Origin of the sequence: Actinoplanes sp. NPDC049265 (assembly GCF_043197135.1) — a bacterium.
Taxonomy (GTDB): Bacteria; Actinomycetota; Actinomycetes; order Mycobacteriales; family Micromonosporaceae; genus Actinoplanes.
The window spans coordinates 86,915-106,553 of record NZ_JBICSP010000002.1 but is presented as its reverse complement, the minus strand read 5'-3'; the positions used below and the strand labels follow the sequence as shown (position 1 = coordinate 106,553).

The following is a 19,639-nucleotide window of genomic DNA, read 5'->3' as shown; positions in this document are numbered from 1 at the left end:
TCAGTGGTAGGCCCGGACGGTATTCGGTCCTCGATACCGTCCAGGCCTACCACTGCCAGGGTCGTCAGACGTGCACCGGCTCCGGGTCGTCGGCCGCCGCGGCGGACGGCGGGGCGTCGATCCGCTTGCGCAGCTTCTCGCCCTCGATGTCGACGTCGGGGAGGACCCGGTCGAGCCAGCGCGGAATCCACCAGGCGCCCCGGCCCAGCAGCGACATCACCGCGGGAACGATGGTCATGCGGACCACGAAGGCGTCGATGGCCACGCCGATGGCCAGGGCGAAGCCCATCGACTTGATGATCGGGTCGTCGATCAGCATGAAGCCGGAGAAGACACTGGTCATGATCAGCGCCGCCGCGGTCACCACCCGGGCGCCGTGACCGGTGCCGCTGACCACCGCCTGGTACGGGGTCTCGCCGTGCACGAAGTCCTCGCGCATCCGCGACACCAGGAACACCTCGTAGTCCATGGCCAGCCCGAACAGGATGCCGATGAGCAGGATCGGCAGGAAGCTGACCAACGGCCCCGGGCTGTCCAGACCGACCAGGCCGGCCAGGTGACCCTGCTGGAAGATGAACACCGTGATGCCGAACGTGGCGCCGACGGTCAGCAGGAAGCCCAGCGCGGCCTTCAGCGGCACCAGGATCGACCGGAAGACCAGCATCAGCAGCAGCACCGACAGGCCGACCACGAGCAGCAGGTAGATCGGCATCGCGTCGGACAGCTTCTCGGACACGTCGATGCCGATCGCGGTCTGCCCGGTCACCGACACGTCGATGCCGTCCAGCCCGTGGGTGCGGTCGCGGACCTCGTGCACCAGGTCCTCGGTGGACGCCGACGTCGGCCCGTCCTTGGGGATCAGACCGAGTACCGCGGTCTTGGAGTCCTGGCTGAAGTTGGGCGGGGTGACGAAGAGCAGGTTCGGCGTACCCTGCAGCTTCTGGTTGACCTGGCCGACGGCCGCGCCTGTCTGCTGGGCCGAGTCGCTCGACACGACCAGTGCCAGCCGGCCGTTGAAGCCCTCACCGAACGACGTGCTGACCAGGTCGGCGGCGTCCCGCGCGGGGGTTCCCTCGGCGCCGGCCTGCGGGCCGGGCAGCGCGAGGCGCATGTCGGGTGCGGGCAGCGTCAGCGCACCGAGGCCGAGGATGCCGACCAGGATGACGGGTACGCGCAGCTTGATCACCAGCCGCGCCCACCGGAACCCGAAGCCCTCCTTGACCGGCGCCGCGGCCGGGTTGGCCCGCATCCGCCGCGGCAGCACCCGCAGCCCGGCGAACCCGAGCAGCGCCGGCAGCAGCGTGACGGCCACCAGCACCGCCACCGCGACCGTTCCGGCGGCGGCCAGGCCCATCACGGTCAGGAACGGGATGTTGACCACGGACAGCCCGGCCAGCGCGATGATGACCGTGACCCCGGCGAACAGCACGGCCGACCCGGCCGTGCCGACCGCCCGCGCGGCCGCTTCCTCCGGCGACAGCCCCTCGACCAGGTTCTGCCGGTGGCGGGACGTGATGAACAGCGAGTAGTCGATGCCGACGGCCAGGCCGAGCATCAGCGCCAGCACCGGGGCGGTGCTGGTCAGCTCGATCACGCCGCTCAGCGCGAACAACCCGGCCATGCCCGCGCCCACGCCGATCAGCGCGTTGAACATGGTCATCCCGGCCGCGATGAGCGAGCCAAGGGTGACGAGCAGGACGATCAGCGCGATCACCACGCCGATGGCCTCGGTGCCGCCGACCTCCGGCGGGGCGCTGAGCACCTCGCCGCCGTGCTCGACGCGCAGTCCGGCCTGCGCGGCGGCCGCGCCGCTGGCCAGGAAGGCGTCCTTCTCGGCCGGGGTGATCTCGTCGGCGCGCTGCTTGAACTGGACGTTGACCATCGCGGTGCGGACGTCCGGGGTGAGCGCCTTGGCCTGGAACGGGTCGACCGCGGCGAGCACGCCGGGCAACCCGTTGGCCTCCTTGACCAGGCCCATGACGGCGCCCGCGAGGGCCGGGTCCTGCAGGGTCCGGCCCGCCGGGGCCTGCACCACGATCACGCCACTGGCGCCGCTGGCCTCGGGGAACTCGTGCTGCAGGGCGTCGATCGCACGCTGCGACTCGGTGCCCGGCATGGTGAAGTTGTTGCCGGTCTCGCCGCGCAGCGTCAACGCGCCGACCGCCAGCGCGGCCAGCACGACCAGCCACAGGGCGCCCACCGCCCTGCGATGGCGGAACGAGGCCCGGCCGAGCCGATAGAGAAGGGTTGCCATCTCAATCCTTGTCGTGGTGAGGGGTGATCAGCGCGCGTCGTGCGACGCGCAGGAGAGCGGGCCGCAGCTGAGCCGCGTCCCAGGTGTCGTCGATGGCGACGTTGACGATCCCGTGCAGGACGGTTTGGGCCGCGATGGCATCAGCGGGATCGCCGGAGCGGGCGGTGATGGCGTCGCACAGCTTGTCGGCCTGGCGGAGGACCTCGCCGAAGGCCGGTTCGCTGTGGAACTGCGGGACGACCTCGTAGACCAGGGCGGCCTCGCGCCGGTAGTGCAGCACGAGGTCGACGAAGCGTTCGATGGCGACGCTCTGTGCGTCGGGGCCGTCCAGGGCGTCGAGGTCGGCGACCAGGTCGGCCAGGGCCCGCTCGGCCGTGGCGACCAGCGCGAGCAGAATCTGTTCCTTGGCGGCGAAATGGTAGAGCAGGGCGGCCTTGGAGCAGCCGACCTCGACGGCGATGTCCGACAGCGACGTGCCCTTGAAGCCGACGCGGGCGAATTGCTCACCCGCGACGCGGAGGATCTCGTCACGCGTGTTCACGCGAACCATGGCGACCATGGTGCCTGACCGATCGGACAGTCTCTGACCGATCGGTCAGGAAAGTGGCTCAGCTAACAGTCCCCGCTCCCTCCTGGTGCGCGGAGCCGCTCTGCGCACTAGGAGGGGTCATCGCGTGGTCACCGCGGTCGCCGTGACCGTGTCCTCACCCGCGGTGGTGCCCTGCACGGTGACCTTGGCGCCGGCTTTGACGTCGCTCAGCTTGGCGGCCTTCGACGTACGGACGGAGGTGTCCTTGCCGGTTTTCACGGTGATGGTCGTGCCGTCCGCCGTCTCCACATAGATGGTGCTGCCGTCCACGAGCTTGACCGTTCCGGTCGTGGCGCCGCCGGCCGTCGCGCCCGGGTCGGCCGCGCCTTGGTTACCCGCGCCCGGATTGCCTGCTCCGGGGTTGCCGGCGCCCTGATTGCCCGCGCCAGAGCGTTGGCCGAAACCGCCGCCGGCCGCGAATCCGCCGGCCGGGAAGTTCCGACCGGCCGCCGGCTGCGCCGCCCCGAAGTTCTTCTGGACCAGCGCACCACCGAGGAAACCGCCTGCCACCAGCACCAACGCCGCCAGCGGCAGGGTCGCCCGGTTGTGCCAGCGCCGGGGTGCGGCCTGGGCCAGCTCGGCGGCCAGCCCGTCCGGCGGCACGTCGTCGTCGGCCACCGGCAGCACAACCGTTTCGTCAGCGGAGGAGGTGGTCACGGTGGTTCCTCACTCGTAGCGCAGGGCGTCGATGGGGCGGAGACGGGCGGCCCGGGCCGCGGGCAGGCCGCCGAAGAACAGGCCGATGGCGATCGAGACGCCGAGGGCCAGCGCCACCGAGCTGGGCACGATGACCGGGCGTACGCCGACGATCTCGAACCGGCTGCCGACCAGCGCGGCCAGCACGCCCAGCGCGCCCCCGATCACGCTCAACAGCGTGGCCTCGATCAGGAACTGGGTCAGCACGGTCCGCCGGGGCGCGCCGAGAGCCTTGCGGATGCCGATCTCGCGGGTCCGCTCGGTCACCGTGACCAGCATGATGTTGGTGATCCCGATGCCGCCGACGAGCAGGCTGATCGCGGCCACCGCGCCGAGCAGGGCGGTGAACGTGTCGGCCGTCTCGGTCTGCGTCTGCAGCAGCTGCGCCGCGTTCTGGATGCGGTAGGGCGCGGTCTCGCCGGTGGTGACGCCGAGGCGCTGGTCGAGAATGGACGCCACCTCGGACTGGACCGCGGTGACCCGGTCGGGGGCGGCCGCCTCGACCAGGATCGAGTTGAGCGTTCCGTACCCGGTGAGCACCTGACGCACCGCCGAGAGCGGGGCGATCGCGGTGTCGTTGCTGTCCTGGAAGCCGGTCGAGCTCTTCCCGGCCAGCACCCCGATCACCGTGAACAGCGCCCCGCCCACGGTCACCTGCTGGTCGATCGGGTCGACGCCGGGGAACAGCTCCTCGGCCACGGTCTGCCCGATCACCACCACCCGGCGGCCCTGCGCCTCGTCGTCGGCGGTGAACGTCGCCCCCGTACCGACCGGGGTGTTGGACGCCGCGAACCAGCCCGGCGTGGTGCCGACGAAGCTGTTCACGTCGTGGTCGCTGCCGTCGTAGGTGAGCGTCGCCGACGCGCTGACCACCGGCGACACCGACGCGACGTCCGGGGCGAGGACCGGATCGACCAGGGCGGTGGCCAGCGGCAGGGTGAGCGGGCTGCTGCGCCCGGTGCCGAGCACGGTGACCGTGTTGGTGCCGAGCGCCTCGATCCGGGAGCTGATCGCGCGGGCCGAACCGTTGCCCACGGCGACCAGCAGGATCACCGCGGCCACACCGATCAGGATGCCCAGCATGGTCAGCGCCGAGCGGAGCTTGTTGGCCGACAGCCCACGCAGCGCGAACCGGATGACCTCGCCGACGCTCATGAGGCGTGCCGTCCGGTCACGAGCTGCCGGGTGTCGGTGACGATCTGGCCGTCGACCAGGCGAATCAGGCGGCTGGCGCGGTCGCCGACCTCCTGCTCGTGGGTGATCAGCACGATCGTCCGCCCGGCCGCGCTGAGCTGGTCGAACACGTCCAGGATGTCCTCGGTGGAACGGCTGTCCAGGTTGCCGGTGGGTTCGTCGGCGAGCAGCAGCGCCGGCTCGGTGACCAGCGCCCGGGCCACCGCGACGCGCTGCTGCTGGCCGCCGGAGAGCTGGTTCGGTTCGTGTCCGGCCCGGTCGGCCAGGCCGACCAGATCCAGGGCGTCGAGGGCGCGGCGCCGGCGGGTCCGGGCCTTGATTCCCGCGTACGCCAGGGGCAGCTCGACGTTGGCCAGCGCCGTCGTCCGGGGGATCAGGTTGAACGCCTGGAACACGAAGCCGATCAGCCGGTTCCGGGCCAGCGCCAGCTGCCGGTCGGCCAGCCGGCTGACGTCCACACCGTCCAGCCGGTAGGTGCCCGACGTCGGCACGTCGAGGGCGCCCAGGATGTTCATCAGCGTCGACTTGCCGGAGCCGGACGAGCCCATGATGGCCAGGTATTCGCCGCGGGGGACGGTCAGTGTGACGCCGCGCAGGGCGTGCACGGCGGTCGGGCCCTCGCCGTACGTCTTGGTGAGGTCGCGGACGTCGAGCACGGGCCGGCTCATCGGCCACCCCGGTTCTGACCGTTGCCGCCGGGCAGGCCGCCGCCACCGGCCGGTCCGCCGCCACCGGTGAGGCCACCCAGCCCGCCGCCACGGGCACCGCCGCCGAACGGGTTGCTGTTCTGCGTACCCGTCGAAGTTTGCGGAAGGACCACCCGCTCGCCGGCGGCAAGCCCCGAAGTGATCTCCGTGGCCGCGTCGCCGACCAGGCCGATCTCCACCTGACGGGGCTCGCGCGCGGTCCCGTTGAGCACTGTCACGGTGTGCCGGCGACCGGCCGTCACGACCGCCGCCGACGCCACGTAGACCGCGTCCTCGACCTCGCCGGTCACCACGGCCACGGACACCGTCTGGCCGGGCTTGGCCCCGGCCGGCACCTTGTCCAGGGTCAGCGTGACGCCGTAGGTGACCGTGTCACCGCCCGAGGTGGACGACGTGGCCTGCGGGTCGATCGCGGCGACCTGGGCGCTCTCGGCCACGCCGTCGAGGGCGTTCCAGGTGACCGTGGCGGCCTGCTTCTCCTTCAGCTTGGTCGCGTCGTCCTCGGCGAACTGCGCCGTCACCGACAGTTTGGTCAGATCGGCGATGTCGACGAAGCCGGTGCCGCTGGTGCTGCTGCTGGAACTCGTCGATGTCTGCTGCTGACCGCCACTCTGCTGGCCGCTGCTCGGTTGCGTGCTTCCCGACGCCGATCCACCGAGGGTTCCGTTGACCGCGACGACCGTGCCGGCCATCGGGGCCTGGAGCACTGTGCCCTCGACGCCGGCCTCGGCCTCGTTCACCGCGAGGCGCGACTGCTCGACCTCGTTCTCGGCCGACGACGTGTCGGAGCCGGCGTCCTGCGCACGGTCCAGCGCGTCCTCGGCAGCGTCCAGGTCGGCCCGCGCGGTGTCCAGCGTGCGCTGTGCGGCGGCTGGGTCGACCTTGGCCAGCGTCTGGCCCTTCGTCACCTTGTCGCCGACCTTCACCGAGATCGACGTGACAGTGCCGCCGGTGGTGAACTCGGCGCTGGCCGAGCTCGCGGCCCCCACCGAGCCGTCGGCGGTCACCGTCTTGGTGACGGTTCCCTGCTGGACGGGTACGGAACGGACGGACGAATCCGCGGCCTGTGCGGTCGCCGGCCCCGCCACCACCCGGTAGATCGCAAAGCCGCCACCGGCCAGAACCAGCACCAGCGCGATGTTGACGATCAAGGACGGCCGCATCCGCCTACTGTGGAGATCGCTGCTCAAGGGAACCTCGGAGCGGGCTCGGAGTCGACTCGCGGCCGTCGCAGCGTGTAGCCGACGCCGCGGACGGTGTGGAGCAGCGGCGGCCCGACCGTGTCGATCTTGCGGCGCAGGTAGTAGACGTACGACTCGACGATCCGCCCGTCCCCGCCGAAGTCGTACTTCCACACCCGGTCCAGGATCTGCGCCTTGCTGACCACCCGGCCGGCGTTCCGGAGCAGGTAGTGCAGCAGGTTGAACTCGGTCGGCGACAGGTCCACGAGGCGGCCGGCCCGGCGTACCTCGTGGGCGTCCTCGTCCAGTTCGAGGTCGGCGTAGCGCAACGTGGCCCCGGCCGGCGGCGCCATCGGGCCCGGCCGGCTGCGGCGCAGGATGGCCCGGATCCGCAGGACCACCTCCTCGATGCTGAACGGCTTGGTCACGTAGTCGTCGGCCCCGGCGGCCAGCCCCGCCACCTTGTCCTCGACCGTGTCACGCGCGCTCAGGACCAGGACCGGAGTGGTACGCCCGGCCGCCCGCAGCCGCCGCGCCACCTCCAGACCGTCCCCGTCCGGCAGCACCACGTCGAGCACGATCAGGTCCGGGTCGAACTCGTCGATCGCGGCCAGCGCCTCACGCCCGGACGTCACCACCCGGACGTCGTACGCCACCAGCCGCAACGTGGCCGAGAGCAGACCGGACGTGGGGGCCTCGTCGTCGACGACCAGCACCCGCCCGATCCGGGCCGGAGGGTCACCGAGGAGGGCGGTCGAGCCGCCGGTATCGGAAAGCACCCGGAAGAACTATCAACGCTTCCTTTGAATTCGCCATGAAAGCCTTAGGAGCGAGCTGAGTTCACCAGCTCCGCGCGACCACGTCACCCTCGGTCAGACCAGAGACGATCTCGGTGTACGCGTCCCCGCGCAGCCCGATGCCGACCTTCGTCCGGGCGCCGCCGCGCAGCACGGTGCCCTGCTCGCCGGCCACGTCGTGCACCGCTGTGCTCGGCACGCGCAGCACGTCCGGGGCCGACCCGGTGGTCACCTTCAGCGCCGCCCGCTGGCCGATCAGCAGCCCCGGCGGCGCCTTGTCGAATGCGGCCACCAGCCCGTAGCGGACCATCGTCCCGTCGCTGGTGCCGGCCGGATCGACCTGCACGACCGTGGCGGCCAGGTCGCCGTCCGCCCCGGCCGGGGTGACAGTCGCCTTCTGCCGCACCGCCAGTCGCCCGGCGTCGGCCTCGGGGAAGTCGGCGCTGATCTGCATGGTGCTGCCGGCCACGGTGACGAACGCGGTGCCGGCCCGCACGTTGCTGCCGACCGTACCGGAGACGCTCAGCACCCGGCCGGCCATCGGGGCGGTGATCGTGGTCCCGTCCAGCGCGTCCTCGGCGTCGGCCAGCGTCTTCTCGGCCTGGTGGAGGCGCTGCTGGGCGCTGAAGATCTGATCCCCGCCCGGCCCGCCCTGCGTGCCTTGCCCGTCCTGCCCGCCCTGTGCGTTCTGCCGGCTTTGGTCGCTGCGTTGGGTGCCGCATGCCGGGGCGGTGGTGGTCGCCGAGGGGCGCGGCTGCGGCGTCGCGCCGCCGGTCGGCCGGGACGCGGTCGGGTTCCCCGTCGGGGTGGCACCGGTCGGCGGAGTGCCGGCCGGTCGGGTCGTGGTCGCCGCCGGGCGCACCGTCGGTGCCGGAGCCGCAGCGGCCACGTTACAGCCGGTACTGACCTGGGTCTGCGCCTTGTCGGCGGCGGCCCGGGCATCGGTCAGCGCGTCCTGCGCCGAGGCCACGTTGCCCCGGGCGTCGTCGACGGCCTCGGCCGCATCGTCGTCGTCGATGGCGGCGAGCACCTGGCCGGCGGTCACGACGCTGCCCGCCCGGACCTTGACCGACGCCACGGTCCCGGCCGCCGTGAAAGAAAGGCTGCGGGTCTGCGCGGGCTCGACCGTTCCGGTGGTGGCGACCTGGGCGGTCACCGCGCCGCGGTCGACGGTCGCGGTGGCGGTCGCGGCGGCGGCTTCGGGCTTGTCGCCGAGCAGCGCGCGTACGCCGAAGAAGCCGGTCACGGCCAGCACCACCACGCCGGCCACGACCCCGCTGATCAACCGGCCTCTCCGCATGGATGGCAAGTCTCGCCGCCGGTCCTCGCCGCCGCCTCGTGCCCACCTCGGAGTTGCCTCGGAAAGCTCCCAGCCGGCTCCCAGCACCGTCCGACCCGGCCGCGAGGTCCATGGTCTTGGCTGTTCGGCGTCCCTTTGTCGCCTCCCGGTGAGCAGAGCGGCTCTGCGCACCAGGAGTCGGCACCCCCTCGTGGTGAGCAGAGCTGCTCTGCGCACCAGGGGTCGACACCACCTCGTAGTGAGCAGAGCTGCTCTGCGCACCAGGAGGTGACACCACTTCGCTGAGGAGACGATCGTGGCGCTGCACCGAACCGGACTGGTCCTTGCATCCCTGGCCCTGCTGTTCGGGGCGGCGGCCTGCGGCGGTGGCGGCGACGCGGCGCCTCCGACCGGCAGCGAGCAGAGCGGCGGAGGCCCGGGCGGCCCGGGTGGCACCGCGATGAACGCGTACTTCGAGTGCCTGCAGAAGAACGGTGTCACGATCACCCGCCCGTCCCGTGGTGCCCGTCCCTCGGGTCAGCCCCGGCCGTCCGGTGGCCCGCGTCCGGGTGGCGGCGGCCTCATGGGCGGCAAGCCGGACGGCGTGGACGACGCCACCTGGGAGAAGGCGCAGGCGGCGTGCGCGTCGGTGCGGCCGAGTTTCGGTCCGGGCGGCGGCAACGGGCGCGGCGGGCGGGGGCAGATGTCCCCGGCGTACCGCAACTGCCTGCAGGAACACGGTGCCACGTTCGGTTCGGGCGCGTCGGCGCCCCCGGATGACGCCACTCTGCGGAAGGCCCGCGAGGCGTGCGAGGCGCTGGCCCCGACGCCCCGCCCGTCCAGCTAAGGCGTGTTTACAACCCAGCCCTGGCCGGGTTGTGAAACACGCCTTAGGTTCGCCGGCGTTCCAGGCCTTCGAGCAGCACGTCGAGGGCGAACGCGAACTCTTCGTCGTCGTCGCAGCCGCCCAGGGGGCCCTGGTGGGACACCTGGGCGGCCAGTTCGGCGATGTGCGGCATGGCCGTGGCCCACTGCTCGATCCGCTCGGGTGGTGGGGCGGGGGCGGCTTTGTCGTCGAACAGGTCCTGACTGAAGCCGAGGATGCGGCTGCCCAGCAGGTGGATCGCGTGGTGGCCGAGCGCGACCGAGCACCCGCCGCGCCGCATGACGGCCAGCACCCGCTCGATGTGCAGCATGACCGCCGGTGACGGTTCCTGGCGCTGTTCCAGAATGTGGGCCGCCCACGGGTGCCGGGACACCGTGCTCCGGGCCGCCGTGATGAGCGCCCGCAACTCCTCGGTCCACGGCGCGTCCGTCGGCGGGGGCGGCACGATCTCGGCCACGACGGCGTCGGCCATGGCGGTGAGCAGCGCGTTCTTGTCGGGCAGGTGGTAGTAGGTCGACATGGCGTCGACGCCCAGCTGCTGGGCCAACCGGCGCATGCTCAGCGCGTTCAGCCCTTCCCGGTCGGCCAGCTCGACCGCCGCCGAGACGATGGTCTCGCGACTGAGCCGGGAGCCGGCACGGGTGGAACCTGAGGCGGAACGTCGTGGCACACCCTCACCCTACTTGCCCGCTTCCCTTTTCTACGTCGTAGACCTACAGTGTAGAAATGATGCCGCCGCGTTGGTTCATCCGTACCGCCTGGGTCGCGCACAAGGCGCTGCTCGGCCTGACCAGAGATCGCGTGGGCCTGTCCACGCCCACCACGAACGGCCGGTTCGGGATGCTCCGGCTGCACACCGTGGGCCGGAAGTCGGGAAAGGCGCGCGCCGTCGTGCTCGGCTACATCGAGGACGGCGACAACCTGGTCACCCTGGCTATGAACGGCTGGGCCGGGCCCGACCCGGCCTGGTGGCTCAACCTGCGGTCGCGGCCCGAGAGCCGGGTCGACCTGGCCGGGAGCAAACGGATCGTGTACGCGCGAGAAGCCACCGGCACCGAACGTGACCGCCTCTGGGCCACGCTGCGCGACTACTCCGGGTACGGCGAACTGGACGCCCTCGCCGCCCGCCGCGGCCGCGAAACCGCCGTGGTCGTCCTGGCCCCCGCCCCATGACAGTGGTAGCCCAGCGCGCCGTCGGGGCGGCGGACACCGCCCTGGGCCACCACTGAAACGGGACGACGCCGGTCGCGCACGCCCAGGGCCCCGTAGGCCGGGACGACGTCATCCCCCCGTTCTCGGTGCCGGAGCACCATGACGACGTCGTACCCGGCCGGCCGGGCGGCGCGACCGGCGTCGAGACATCCCCGACCGAGGAAAGCCCGACCTCCACTCTCGCCAATCAACCCGGTGTTCGGCCAGGAAACCGACCGGCAGTTGACCGGCAGTTGCGAATCGCCCCGACGTCGTAGGCTGACCCCGACGGGGGAACAAAACGGCGGAGGTGGATGGGTGTTCGGCCGTTCGGTGGCGGAACTCCGGCGACAGGAAGGACTCACCCAGGGCGAGCTGGCCACGCGGACCGGGATCAGCGTGCGCGGCATCCGGGATCTCGAGGCGGGGCGGGTGGCCCGGCCCCGGGCCAGCACGGTACGCCTGTTGGCCGACGCCTTCCGGCTCCGCGGCGCCGAGCGCGAGCGGTTCCTGCGGTCGGCTGCCCCGGAGGCGCCGTCCACCGGGCCGCGGCAGCTGCCGCTGGACATCGCCGACTTCTCCGGCCGGGCCGGCGAACTGTCCCGGCTGGACGATGTCGTCGGCGCCTCCGGCGAACGGCCCGCCACCGTGGTGCTGTCCGCGGTGGCCGGCATGGCCGGCGTCGGCAAGACCGCGCTCGCTCTGCACTGGGCCCACCGGGTCCGCGACGACTACCCGGACGGCCAGCTCTACGTCAACCTGCGCGGCTTCGACGCCGCCGAGTCCGTGGCCGACCCGTCCGACGTGCTGCGCGGCTTCCTCCAGGCCCTCGACGTGCCACCCGGCCGGATCCCGCGCAGCCTCGACGAACGCGCCGCGCTCTACCGCACCGTACTCGGCGACCGGCGGGTGCTCGTGGTCCTCGACAACGCCCGCGACGAGGAGCAGGTCCGGCCCCTGCTGCCCGCGGCCGGCGGCTGCGCGGTCGTGGTCACCAGCCGGGACCGGATGGCCGGGCTGGTCGCCGCCCAGGGCGCCCGGCCGGTGCTGCTCGACGTGCTCTCCGAGGCGGAGGCGTGGGCGCTGCTCACCGCCCGGGCCGGCGCCGACCGGGTGACCGCCGAACCGGACGCCGCGGCCGAGATCATCGCCTGCACGGCCCGGCTGCCGCTGGCGCTGACCATCGCGGCGGCCCGCATAGCCACCCATCCCGGCTTCCCGCTGTCCACGTTCGCGGCCGAGCTGCGGGCGCCCGACGGGCGACTGGACGCGCTGGCCGACGGAGACGTGCGGCGGGTCTTCAGCTGGTCGTACCTCGCCTGCTCGAAGGAGGCGCGGCGGCTGTTCCGGCTGCTCGGGCCGCACCCGGGACCGGACCTGACCGCGAGCGCCGCGGCCGCCCTGGCCGGCGTGCCGGTGGCCGAGGTGGCGCCGCTGCTGGCCGAGCTGACCCGGTTGCATCTGCTCGCCCAGCACCGGCCCGGCCGGTTCGCGTTTCATGACCTGCTCCGCGCGTACGCCAACGAGCTGGCGCGAAGCGCCGAGGACCCTGAGGACCTGACCGCTGCCCGGTTGCGGATGTACGACCACTACCTGCAACGCGCGTGCGCGGCCGGGGAACTGCTGCAACCGCAGTGGCTCAAGGTCCCCATGCCCGAGCCGCTGACCGGCACCGCCGACCGGCCGGCCACGCACGAGGAGGCGACCGCGTGGTTCACCGCCGAGGACCGCGTGCTCCCCGGCATCCTGCGCTCGGCCGTCGAGACCGGCGCCGACGCGTACCCGTGGCGCCTGGCCGCGTACCTCAGCTGCTTCTACGCACCCGGCGCGCGCTGGTCCGAGAGCGGGCCCCTGCAGCGTCTCGGCCTGACCGCGGCCACCCGCTCCGGCGACGTCCTCGGCCAGGCCACCGCCCGTCGCCTGCTGGCCCGGGCCGACTCCCGCACCGGCCGGCTGGCCGAGGCCGACGAGGGCATGCGCGCCGCCCGCGACCTCTACGCCGGGCTCGGTGACCTGCTCGGCGAGGCGCAGGCGCTGCACAACCTGGGCGAGATCGCGCTGCAATCAGACCGCCCGGCCGACGCGATCGGCCACTCCCGGCAAGCGGTCGCCCTCTACCGCCAGGCCGGATACTCAGCCGGCCTGGCCCGGGCCCTGAACGCCGTCGGCTGGATCGCGGCCAACCTGGGCGAGTACGACGAGACCATCGCCAACTGCCGCGAGGCGCTGGAGATCCAGGAGGCCGGCGGCGACCTCAACGGGCAGGCGGCGACCACCGACAGCCTGGCCGTGGCCTACGAGGCGCGCGGCGAGGTGGCCTTGGCGGCCGAGATGTACGAGCGGTCGGCGGCCCTGTTCCACCGCAGTGGCGACCGTTTCCACGAGGCCGAGGTGCTCAGCCACGCCGGCTCGGCCCACCACGAGCTGGGCCACGCGGACGCGGCCGGCCGCTGCTGGCAGGAAGCGCTGGAGATCTACCAGGAGATCGGCTCGCACGCCTCGGAGGAGGTCGAACGCAACCTGGCCCGGCTTCGCGCCGGGCGTTCTTCCAGCTAGGTTGCTGTTCATGGACCTTCCAGCCGAGGTACGCGCGGGCTATACGTTCACCGGACCTGGCCCTGGAGCTCGGCGCCCTGGTCACCTCCGGCGGCCCGGCCGGCCCGACGGTCAAGGTGCGCAGCCCTCAACCGGCCGGCCGGCTAGCTCACCGAGGCACTGACTCGTACGCGGCGACGAACCGGGCGATCCTGGTTGACGTCAGATCAGACACCCAGGCCAGCCGGACCCGGGCCGGGGCCAGACCGTCGACCCGGATCAGCCGGATCCCGGGCAGCGACGGCGCCTCGGCCAGCATCGGAAGCGGCAGGAACGCGACGCCGTCGCCGGATCGCACGTGCACTACGAGCTGGAGCAGATCCTCCACCTCCGGTCCGGCCAGGGGGGCTCCATCCAGCCAGTAATCACGCTCCGGTCCGGTGGTGCCCACCCAGCCCAGGACCGGATCGGCGAACAGATCAGCGCGGCCGACGGAGTGCTGCCCGGCGAACCGGTGGCTTGCTGGCAGCATCACCACCCGGTCCTGGACGGTGACCAGCGCGGTGTCCAGGCCGGTCTCGTCGAACTCGCCGCTGACCAGAGCGATATCCACGACGCCGGCTCGCAACGAGGCCAGTTGCGTGCGCCAGTGCGCCATGACCGGCTCGACCGGTTGATCGGGATCGCGCGCGAGCAGCTCGCCGACTAGATCGAAGTCGCAGGCTCGGGCGCTGATCCGGATGGGTGACTTGCGTGCCCCGACCTCGCGGGACTGGCTGACGGCGGCGCTTACCTCCCGGCTGATCACCCGGGCCCGGTCGACGAGGATCTGTCCGGCGGCGGTCAGGACGGCCCCGCGGGGCAGCCGGACGACGAGGGCCACTCCCACGGATCGTTCGAGGGCGGCGACGGCCCGGCTCAGGGCGGGCTGGGTCATCCCGAGACTCTCCGCGGCACGGGTGATGCCGCCGTGATCGGCGACGGCGATCAGGTAGAGCAGCTGGCGGAACTCGACATCGGCCACTCTGCCAGTCTCCCATGCCCGTCCGGCATGGACGCGCATGCCGGGATCGGTCTGGGCTCCGGGCCTCGGCCAGGTGCAGGATCGGTGCTCGTGACTATCGTCTTCGTTCATGGCGTGCCGGAAACGCCGACTGTGTGGGACGCCGTCCGGCGCCTGCTCCCGGGTGACAGCGTGGCCCTACGGCTGCCGGGCTTCGGTTCGCCTCGGCCGCCGGAGCTGACCGGTAAGGACGCGTACGCCGCCTGGCTTGCGGGCGAGTTGCGGAACATCGGTGCCGACATCGATCTCGTCGGCCACGATTGGGGTGGCCATCTGGCCATGCGGGTGGTGTCCGCGTTCCCCGGCGTACCGGTGCGCAGCTGGGTCTCCGACGTCGCCTACGGCTGGCATCCTGGCTACCGCTGGCACCCGGCCGCGACCATGTGGCAGCAGAGCCCGGAGGGTGAGCAGTCGCTCGCGGCCATCCGTGCCGGCACCCCCGGCACCTTCGGCCGGCTGCTGGGCCCGCGCGGCATGACGCCCGAGGTGGGAGCCGACATCGACGCGGCGCACGACGAGACGATGGACGCCGCGATCCTGGCGCTCTACCGCTCCGCGTGGCCGAACTTCGACGCCGACTGGAAAGCCGCGCCGATCGACGTACCCGGCCTGATCCTGATGCCGACCGGCGACGCGATGGACGGCGTCGACCCGGACGAGGTCCGCACCCAGAACGAGGAAGTCGCCGCGACCACGGGCGCCCTCCTGCGGGAGCTCGACGGTCTCGGCCACTACTGGATGCTGCAGGACCCGGCACGGGCCGCCGACACGTTGCGCGCTTTCTGGGACTCGTTGCCGCCGGCTGATACCGGGAGGCGCTGACCGAGCTCTTGGAGTAACGACCAATCACGGACATGGAGCGAAGCGACCTCGGCGGGAGCGACGGTCCGCACCACCACCCCGCTACGACATCAGGCCCTTGACCTTGATCTATTTGTCGAGGAACGGCCCGATCTGGGTGAGGTCGGCGGGGCTGAGCCGGTCGCTGCTGGTGTTGCGTTGATGCCAGAACGGGTAGCGCAGCGGCGAACCGCTCACGTCGTCCAGGGCCGCCACCTCGTCGTCGGTCAGGTCCAGCTCGGACGCGCTCAGGCTGTCGCGGAGTTGCTCGGGGGTGCGCGCCCCGACGATCAGGGAAGTGACGCCGGGCTTGCGGAGCAGCCAGGCCAGCGACACCCGGGCCGCGGACACCCCGTGCGCCTCGCCGATCTGGACCGCCTTCTCGATTGTCGCGTAGAGCTTGTCCTCGTCGTTGACCGGCGGCTCGTCCCAGTCGCCGAGGTGCCGGCTGCCCTCGGGGGCGTCGGTGCCGCGGCGATACTTGCCGCTGAGCAGGCCGCCGGCCAGCGGGCTCCAGACCAGCACGCCGAGGCCCTGGTCGACGGTCAGCGGGATGTGTTCGGCCTCGATGTCACGATTTTGCAGGCTGTAGTACATCTGCTGGCTGACGAACCGCTCCAGGTGCCTGGCGTCGCTGATCGACAGGGCCTTCATCAGCTGCCAGGCGGCATAGTTGGAGCAGCCGATGTAGCGCACCTTGCCGCTGCGGACCAGGTCGTTCAGCGCGCTCAGGGTCTCTTCCAGCGGGGTGTGGCCGTCCCACTCGTGCACCTGGTAAAGGTCGATGTAGTCGGTCTTGAGGCGGCGCAGGCTGGCCTCGGCGCCGCGGATGATGTGGTGGCGGGACAGGCCGGCGTCGTTCGGGCCCTCGGCCATCGGCATCCGGACCTTGGTCGCGACCAGCCAGTCGTCGCGTTTGTCGCCGAGCGCCTCGCCCAGGATCTCCTCCGACCAGCCGGTCGAGTAGACGTCCGCGGTGTCGATCAGGTTGACCCCGAAGTCCTTGGCCACCGCGATCTGCTCGCGTGCTCCGGCCACGTCGATCTTGCCGACGCTGGCCGCGAACCCGGTGCCGCCGAAGCCCATCGTGCCCAGCGTGAACGTCGAGACCCGCAGACCGGACCGGCCCAGTTGGCGATACTGCATTTTGCTTCACCCTTCGTCGTCTACGAAAGAACCCTTACCCGCGTCCGCACGGCTGTCCACCGAACCGGGTAAGACTTCAGATGTGACCACCACGACTTCCGGCCCGCCCGCCACCACCCGGCTCTACCAGGCCGGCAAGGTGGTCGAGGAAGGCTTCCCGCCGGAGCGCATCCCCGCCCTGCTCCGCCGGCACCCCGACGCGGTGCTGTGGCTCGACCTGCTCGATCCCGAGGAACCCGACCTGGCCGCCGCGCAGGAGATCTTCGGCCTGCACCCGTTGGCCGTCGAGGACGCCGTCCAGGACCACGAGCGCCCCAAGCTCGACCGCTACTCCGAGCACCTGTTCCTCAACGTCTACCAGGTGCGGGTCGCCACCAACCCGCCGTCGCTGCACAAGACCGAGATCAGCGCGTTCATCCTCGAACGGGCCCTGATCACCGTGCACAAGGCCCAGGGCGACCTGTCCACGCTGACCTCCCGCTGGGACGCCGACAGCGCCACGCTGGGCGCCGAGAGCGGGGTGGCGTTCCTGGTCTACGGCCTGCTCGACGTGGTCATGGACGCCCAGCTGGACGCCGCCCAGAAACTCGACCGGGCCATGGACAGCGTCGAGGACGAGCTGCTGAAGGAGGGCGGCGCCCCGCGGGCCGTGCGGGCGCGCGGCTTCGACCTGCGGCGCACCCTGGCCATGCTCCAGCGCGGCGTCGCCCCCATGCCGGCCATCGTCACCGAACTCCTCGACATCGGTGCCCACCTGCACCTGTCCGACCAGCTCAAGCCCTACCTCCGCGACGTGCAGGACCACGCCCAGCACGCCGCCGAAACCACCGAGATGGCCCGCGAACGCATCAACGGCCTCCTCGACGCCGACCTCAACGAGCAGAGCAACGCCCTCAACGACATCACCAAGAAACTGGCCGCCTGGGCCGCGATCATCGCGGTGCCGACGGCGGTGACTGGCTATTTCGGCCAGAACGTCCCGTATCCGACGTCCGGTACCTGGCTCGGCGTGGTGGTCAGCGCGCTGCTGATGCTGGGGGCGGCGGGTGGGCTGATCCTGACCTTCAAGCGCAAGAACTGGCTGTGACGATCAGAATTCAAGGTCAAGAGCTGGTCGTAGCGGGGTGGGTGGTGCGGGTCAGCCGGGCTCGGCCATTGCCCGCAGGACCAGGGTGACGCTTTCCCCGGGGCCGGCCGGGCCGAGGGCGCCGGGCACCGGGCCCAGGTCGGGTGTGCGGATCGGGCCGGGCCGGCCGAGGCGGGCGCGGTGCGGGCCGGTGACCAGGTAGCGGCCTTCGCCGTGCGGGCGGACCCAGGCCAGGGAACGGGACGCCGGGTCGCTCACCTGGCGGCGGAAGCCCAGGTCGGCGTGGCTGGTGAACGGGAACAGGGCGCGCAGGCGGGGCTCGGTGGACGCGGCCAGGAGGAAGGCGTGCAGGTTGAGCAGGGGCAGCGACCGGGTGGAGGAGATGTCCAGGTACTCCTGCCAGCGGAACGCGATGGCGTACGGCTCGCCGCGCTCGAAGGCCTCGGCGAAACCGGTGAACGTGAGGAACGGCCACGCCGACGTCAAACGCCGCAGGGGTACGCCGGACAGGAACATGCCGATCGCGGCCGCCGCCCGGTCGGGGGTGTCGATCGAGCCATAGGCCATCTGTACGGTGCGCGTCCACAGCTGGATCAGGAACGCGCGGCTGCTCGTGGCCGTGCTGACCGTGGCCGACCGGTCGCCGGCCTCGACGCTGACCCGGCCGGGGGTCTGCTCGGGGCCTACCCGGAGCGGGATGCCGGCGCCGTCGAAGGCCCGCTGCAGCAACACGCGGAGGTCGCCGGCGGCCGCGACGTCGGGGTAGAGGAAGTGGTCGGCCATCGTGCGGCCTACCGGACCGTGCCGGTGACGCCGGCCGGGCGGACGTCGTCGCGGCCCCGCACGGCCAGCGCCACCCCGCCGACCGCGCCGATGAGCACGATGACGATGGCGGCGATCAGGGCCATCCGCTGGCGGCGGCGGAACGCGGCGCCGGGGTCGGGCCCGGGGGCGAGGGGCGCGAACTCCTGAGTGGTGTCCGCCGATCGGGCAACCGCCCGCACAGTGGCCCGCGGCAGCGGAGGCCGATCACCCGGCGGTGACAAAGGCGGTGGTGACAAAGACGGCGGGGACAAAGGCAGCGGAGGTGATGACAAAGGAGGTGGAGAAGGCGAGGGGGCCGGGAGCGAGCCCGCCACCAGCGCCGCCCCCAGGGCGATGCTGTGCTCAGGATGGGGGTCGGGCGCGATCGGCCGCCCGTACGCGGCCGAAAGCAGCTGCGTGACCAGCGGAATGCGCGACGATCCCCCGCTCAGCAGGACCATCGAGATCTCGTCGGCGGTCACGCCGGCGTCGCGGATCGCGCGCCCGAACGCCGCCACCGTGTCGCCCAGCGCCGGCGTGATCAGCGCCTCCAACTCGGCGCGGGTCAGACGGACCCGGGTGTGGAGCCGGGGCAGCGCCACGGGAATCCGCACCTCGTCGTCGAAGGACAGCGCCTCCTTGGCCTCGACGCATTCGCGGCGCAGCGGTGCGAGGTCGTGCAGGTCGTGCTGGGCCAGGTCCGGGCCGAGCACCCGGGACGCGTGCTCGAAGACGGCCGCGTCGAAGTCCATGCCGCCGAGCTGTTCGATGCCACTGGACGGGCCGACCATCGAGTAGCCGTCGGTGGTGCGCCGCAGCACCGTCGCGTCGAAGGTGCCGCCGCCCAGGTCGTACACGGCGATCAGCTCGCCGGGGGCGATCCGTTTGCCCGCCGCGTGGTGCAGCGCGGCCGCCTCGGGTTCGGTCCGGGTCACCACCCCGGTCAGCCCGGCGGCCGCGAAGACCTGGTCGAGCTGTTCCCGCTTGTACGGGCCCCAGTTGGCCGGATGCGTCACGACCACCCGGGCCGGCGGCCCGTCGTACTGCCGGGTGACCGTCTCGACCACGTGTTCGAGCAGCCGTCCGAGCAACGCGTGCGCGGAGAACGGCGTCCCGCCGACCAGGATCGGGACCGGGTCGCCGATCCGGCGTTTCACCTCGCGGGCCAGGCGGGAAGGGTCGGTGCGGCCGTGCCGGGCGGCGCTGTCGCCGACCGTCGTCCGGCCGTCTTCGGCCAGGTGGATCAGTGCCGGCATCTCCGGGTTCCGGTCGCCGAGCTGGACCACGTCGACCCGGCCGTCGACGTTCACGGCCGCCGCGACATGGGTGGTCCCGAGGTCGACGCCCAGTGCGTATTCCATCCAGGGAAGTATGCTCCCGAGGATCTGTC

Annotated in this window: 18 protein-coding genes; 5 read left to right on the top strand and 13 right to left on the bottom strand. The window is 72.1% G+C overall.

Annotated features, from left to right (window positions below):
- Positions 1–64: 64 nt before the first annotated feature.
- From ACGFIO_RS06300 to ACGFIO_RS06265, 8 genes are all read right to left on the bottom strand, one after another.
- Complete coding sequence (locus ACGFIO_RS06300; protein ID WP_392822813.1) at positions 65–2,254, bottom strand: MMPL family transporter; 2,190 nt, start codon at positions 2,252–2,254, stop codon at positions 65–67.
- A 1-nt stretch (position 2,255) separates the two neighbouring features.
- A complete protein-coding gene (locus tag ACGFIO_RS06295) occupies positions 2,256–2,804 on the bottom strand; it encodes a TetR family transcriptional regulator (RefSeq protein WP_392822811.1) in 549 nt (182 codons plus the stop codon).
- 117 nt (positions 2,805–2,921) lie between these two features.
- Positions 2,922–3,500 (bottom strand): hypothetical protein, encoded by a 579-nt coding sequence (locus ACGFIO_RS06290; protein ID WP_392822810.1) that lies wholly within the window; start codon positions 3,498–3,500, stop codon positions 2,922–2,924.
- 9 nt (positions 3,501–3,509) lie between these two features.
- Positions 3,510–4,694 (bottom strand): ABC transporter permease, encoded by a 1,185-nt coding sequence (locus ACGFIO_RS06285; protein ID WP_392822808.1) that lies wholly within the window; start codon positions 4,692–4,694, stop codon positions 3,510–3,512.
- The gene (locus ACGFIO_RS06280) at positions 4,691–5,401 is read right to left on the bottom strand and encodes an ABC transporter ATP-binding protein (protein ID WP_392822806.1); all 711 of its coding nucleotides are present in this window, start codon (positions 5,399–5,401) and stop codon (positions 4,691–4,693) included. Before ACGFIO_RS06280 ends, ACGFIO_RS06285 begins: the two co-directional genes overlap by 4 nt.
- The gene (locus tag ACGFIO_RS06275) at positions 5,398–6,603 is read right to left on the bottom strand and encodes an efflux RND transporter periplasmic adaptor subunit (protein ID WP_392822803.1); all 1,206 of its coding nucleotides are present in this window, start codon (positions 6,601–6,603) and stop codon (positions 5,398–5,400) included. The genes ACGFIO_RS06280 and ACGFIO_RS06275 overlap by 4 nt, the downstream gene beginning before the upstream one ends.
- Before the next feature lie 23 nt (positions 6,604–6,626).
- Entirely contained in the window at positions 6,627–7,400 is a 774-nt protein-coding gene (locus ACGFIO_RS06270) for a response regulator transcription factor (RefSeq protein WP_392822801.1), read from the bottom strand.
- Between the two features lie 61 nt (positions 7,401–7,461).
- Positions 7,462–8,718, bottom strand: coding sequence for an efflux RND transporter periplasmic adaptor subunit (locus ACGFIO_RS06265; RefSeq protein WP_392822799.1), 1,257 nt, complete (start codon positions 8,716–8,718; stop codon positions 7,462–7,464).
- A gap of 295 nt (positions 8,719–9,013) precedes the next feature.
- Here ACGFIO_RS06265 and ACGFIO_RS06260 point away from each other — a divergent pair, with 295 nt between their 5' ends.
- Complete coding sequence (locus ACGFIO_RS06260) at positions 9,014–9,544, top strand: hypothetical protein (RefSeq protein WP_392822796.1); 531 nt, start codon at positions 9,014–9,016, stop codon at positions 9,542–9,544.
- 43 nt (positions 9,545–9,587) lie between these two features.
- On the opposite strand, the gene ACGFIO_RS06255 is transcribed toward ACGFIO_RS06260, so the two are convergent.
- Complete coding sequence (locus ACGFIO_RS06255; protein ID WP_392822793.1) at positions 9,588–10,253, bottom strand: TetR/AcrR family transcriptional regulator; 666 nt, start codon at positions 10,251–10,253, stop codon at positions 9,588–9,590.
- Between the two features lie 56 nt (positions 10,254–10,309).
- Here ACGFIO_RS06255 and ACGFIO_RS06250 point away from each other — a divergent pair, with 56 nt between their 5' ends.
- Both ACGFIO_RS06250 and ACGFIO_RS06245 read left to right on the top strand, forming a co-directional pair.
- Positions 10,310–10,756 (top strand): nitroreductase/quinone reductase family protein, encoded by a 447-nt coding sequence (locus ACGFIO_RS06250; RefSeq protein ID WP_392822791.1) that lies wholly within the window; start codon positions 10,310–10,312, stop codon positions 10,754–10,756.
- A 336-nt stretch (positions 10,757–11,092) separates the two neighbouring features.
- On the top strand, positions 11,093–13,330 hold the full coding sequence (locus ACGFIO_RS06245) for an ATP-binding protein (protein ID WP_392822788.1): 2,238 nt from the start codon (positions 11,093–11,095) through the stop codon (positions 13,328–13,330).
- 148 nt (positions 13,331–13,478) lie between these two features.
- On the opposite strand, the gene ACGFIO_RS06240 is transcribed toward ACGFIO_RS06245, so the two are convergent.
- The gene (locus ACGFIO_RS06240) at positions 13,479–14,333 is read right to left on the bottom strand and encodes a LysR family transcriptional regulator (RefSeq protein WP_392822785.1); all 855 of its coding nucleotides are present in this window, start codon (positions 14,331–14,333) and stop codon (positions 13,479–13,481) included.
- A gap of 90 nt (positions 14,334–14,423) precedes the next feature.
- Here ACGFIO_RS06240 and ACGFIO_RS06235 point away from each other — a divergent pair, with 90 nt between their 5' ends.
- On the top strand, positions 14,424–15,194 hold the full coding sequence (locus ACGFIO_RS06235; RefSeq protein WP_392822782.1) for an alpha/beta fold hydrolase: 771 nt from the start codon (positions 14,424–14,426) through the stop codon (positions 15,192–15,194).
- A 108-nt stretch (positions 15,195–15,302) separates the two neighbouring features.
- Here the strand turns inward: ACGFIO_RS06235 and ACGFIO_RS06230 are convergent, their stop codons facing one another.
- Complete coding sequence (locus ACGFIO_RS06230) at positions 15,303–16,358, bottom strand: aldo/keto reductase (protein WP_392822779.1); 1,056 nt, start codon at positions 16,356–16,358, stop codon at positions 15,303–15,305.
- 82 nt (positions 16,359–16,440) lie between these two features.
- On the opposite strand from ACGFIO_RS06230, the gene ACGFIO_RS06225 reads away from it, so the two are divergent.
- Positions 16,441–17,445, top strand: coding sequence for a magnesium transporter CorA family protein (locus tag ACGFIO_RS06225; protein WP_392822776.1), 1,005 nt, complete (start codon positions 16,441–16,443; stop codon positions 17,443–17,445).
- Positions 17,446–17,496: 51 nt separating this feature from the next.
- Here the strand turns inward: ACGFIO_RS06225 and ACGFIO_RS06220 are convergent, their stop codons facing one another.
- Both ACGFIO_RS06220 and ACGFIO_RS06215 read right to left on the bottom strand, forming a co-directional pair.
- A complete protein-coding gene (locus tag ACGFIO_RS06220; protein ID WP_392822774.1) occupies positions 17,497–18,228 on the bottom strand; it encodes a DUF6193 family natural product biosynthesis protein in 732 nt (243 codons plus the stop codon).
- Positions 18,229–18,236: 8 nt separating this feature from the next.
- Positions 18,237–19,610, bottom strand: coding sequence for an Hsp70 family protein (locus tag ACGFIO_RS06215; RefSeq protein WP_392822772.1), 1,374 nt, complete (start codon positions 19,608–19,610; stop codon positions 18,237–18,239).
- Positions 19,611–19,639 lie beyond the last annotated feature (29 nt).

What these genes read in the sequence shown, in the direction of transcription:
- ACGFIO_RS06220 (WP_392822774.1), bottom strand. Translation starts at nt 18,228, where the DNA reads ATGGCCGACCACTTCCTCTACCCCGACGTCGCGGCCGCCGGCGACCTC.
- ACGFIO_RS06275 (WP_392822803.1), bottom strand. Translation starts at nt 6,603, where the DNA reads ATGCGGCCGTCCTTGATCGTCAACATCGCGCTGGTGCTGGTTCTGGCC.
- ACGFIO_RS06280 (WP_392822806.1), bottom strand. Translation starts at nt 5,401, where the DNA reads ATGAGCCGGCCCGTGCTCGACGTCCGCGACCTCACCAAGACGTACGGC.
- ACGFIO_RS06230 (WP_392822779.1), bottom strand. Translation starts at nt 16,358, where the DNA reads ATGCAGTATCGCCAACTGGGCCGGTCCGGTCTGCGGGTCTCGACGTTC.
- ACGFIO_RS06265 (WP_392822799.1), bottom strand. Translation starts at nt 8,718, where the DNA reads ATGCGGAGAGGCCGGTTGATCAGCGGGGTCGTGGCCGGCGTGGTGGTG.
- ACGFIO_RS06295 (WP_392822811.1), bottom strand. Translation starts at nt 2,804, where the DNA reads ATGGTTCGCGTGAACACGCGTGACGAGATCCTCCGCGTCGCGGGTGAG.
- ACGFIO_RS06250 (WP_392822791.1), top strand. Translation starts at nt 10,310, where the DNA reads ATGATGCCGCCGCGTTGGTTCATCCGTACCGCCTGGGTCGCGCACAAG.
- ACGFIO_RS06300 (WP_392822813.1), bottom strand. Translation starts at nt 2,254, where the DNA reads ATGGCAACCCTTCTCTATCGGCTCGGCCGGGCCTCGTTCCGCCATCGC.
- ACGFIO_RS06215 (WP_392822772.1), bottom strand. Translation starts at nt 19,610, where the DNA reads ATGGAATACGCACTGGGCGTCGACCTCGGGACCACCCATGTCGCGGCG.
- ACGFIO_RS06285 (WP_392822808.1), bottom strand. Translation starts at nt 4,694, where the DNA reads ATGAGCGTCGGCGAGGTCATCCGGTTCGCGCTGCGTGGGCTGTCGGCC.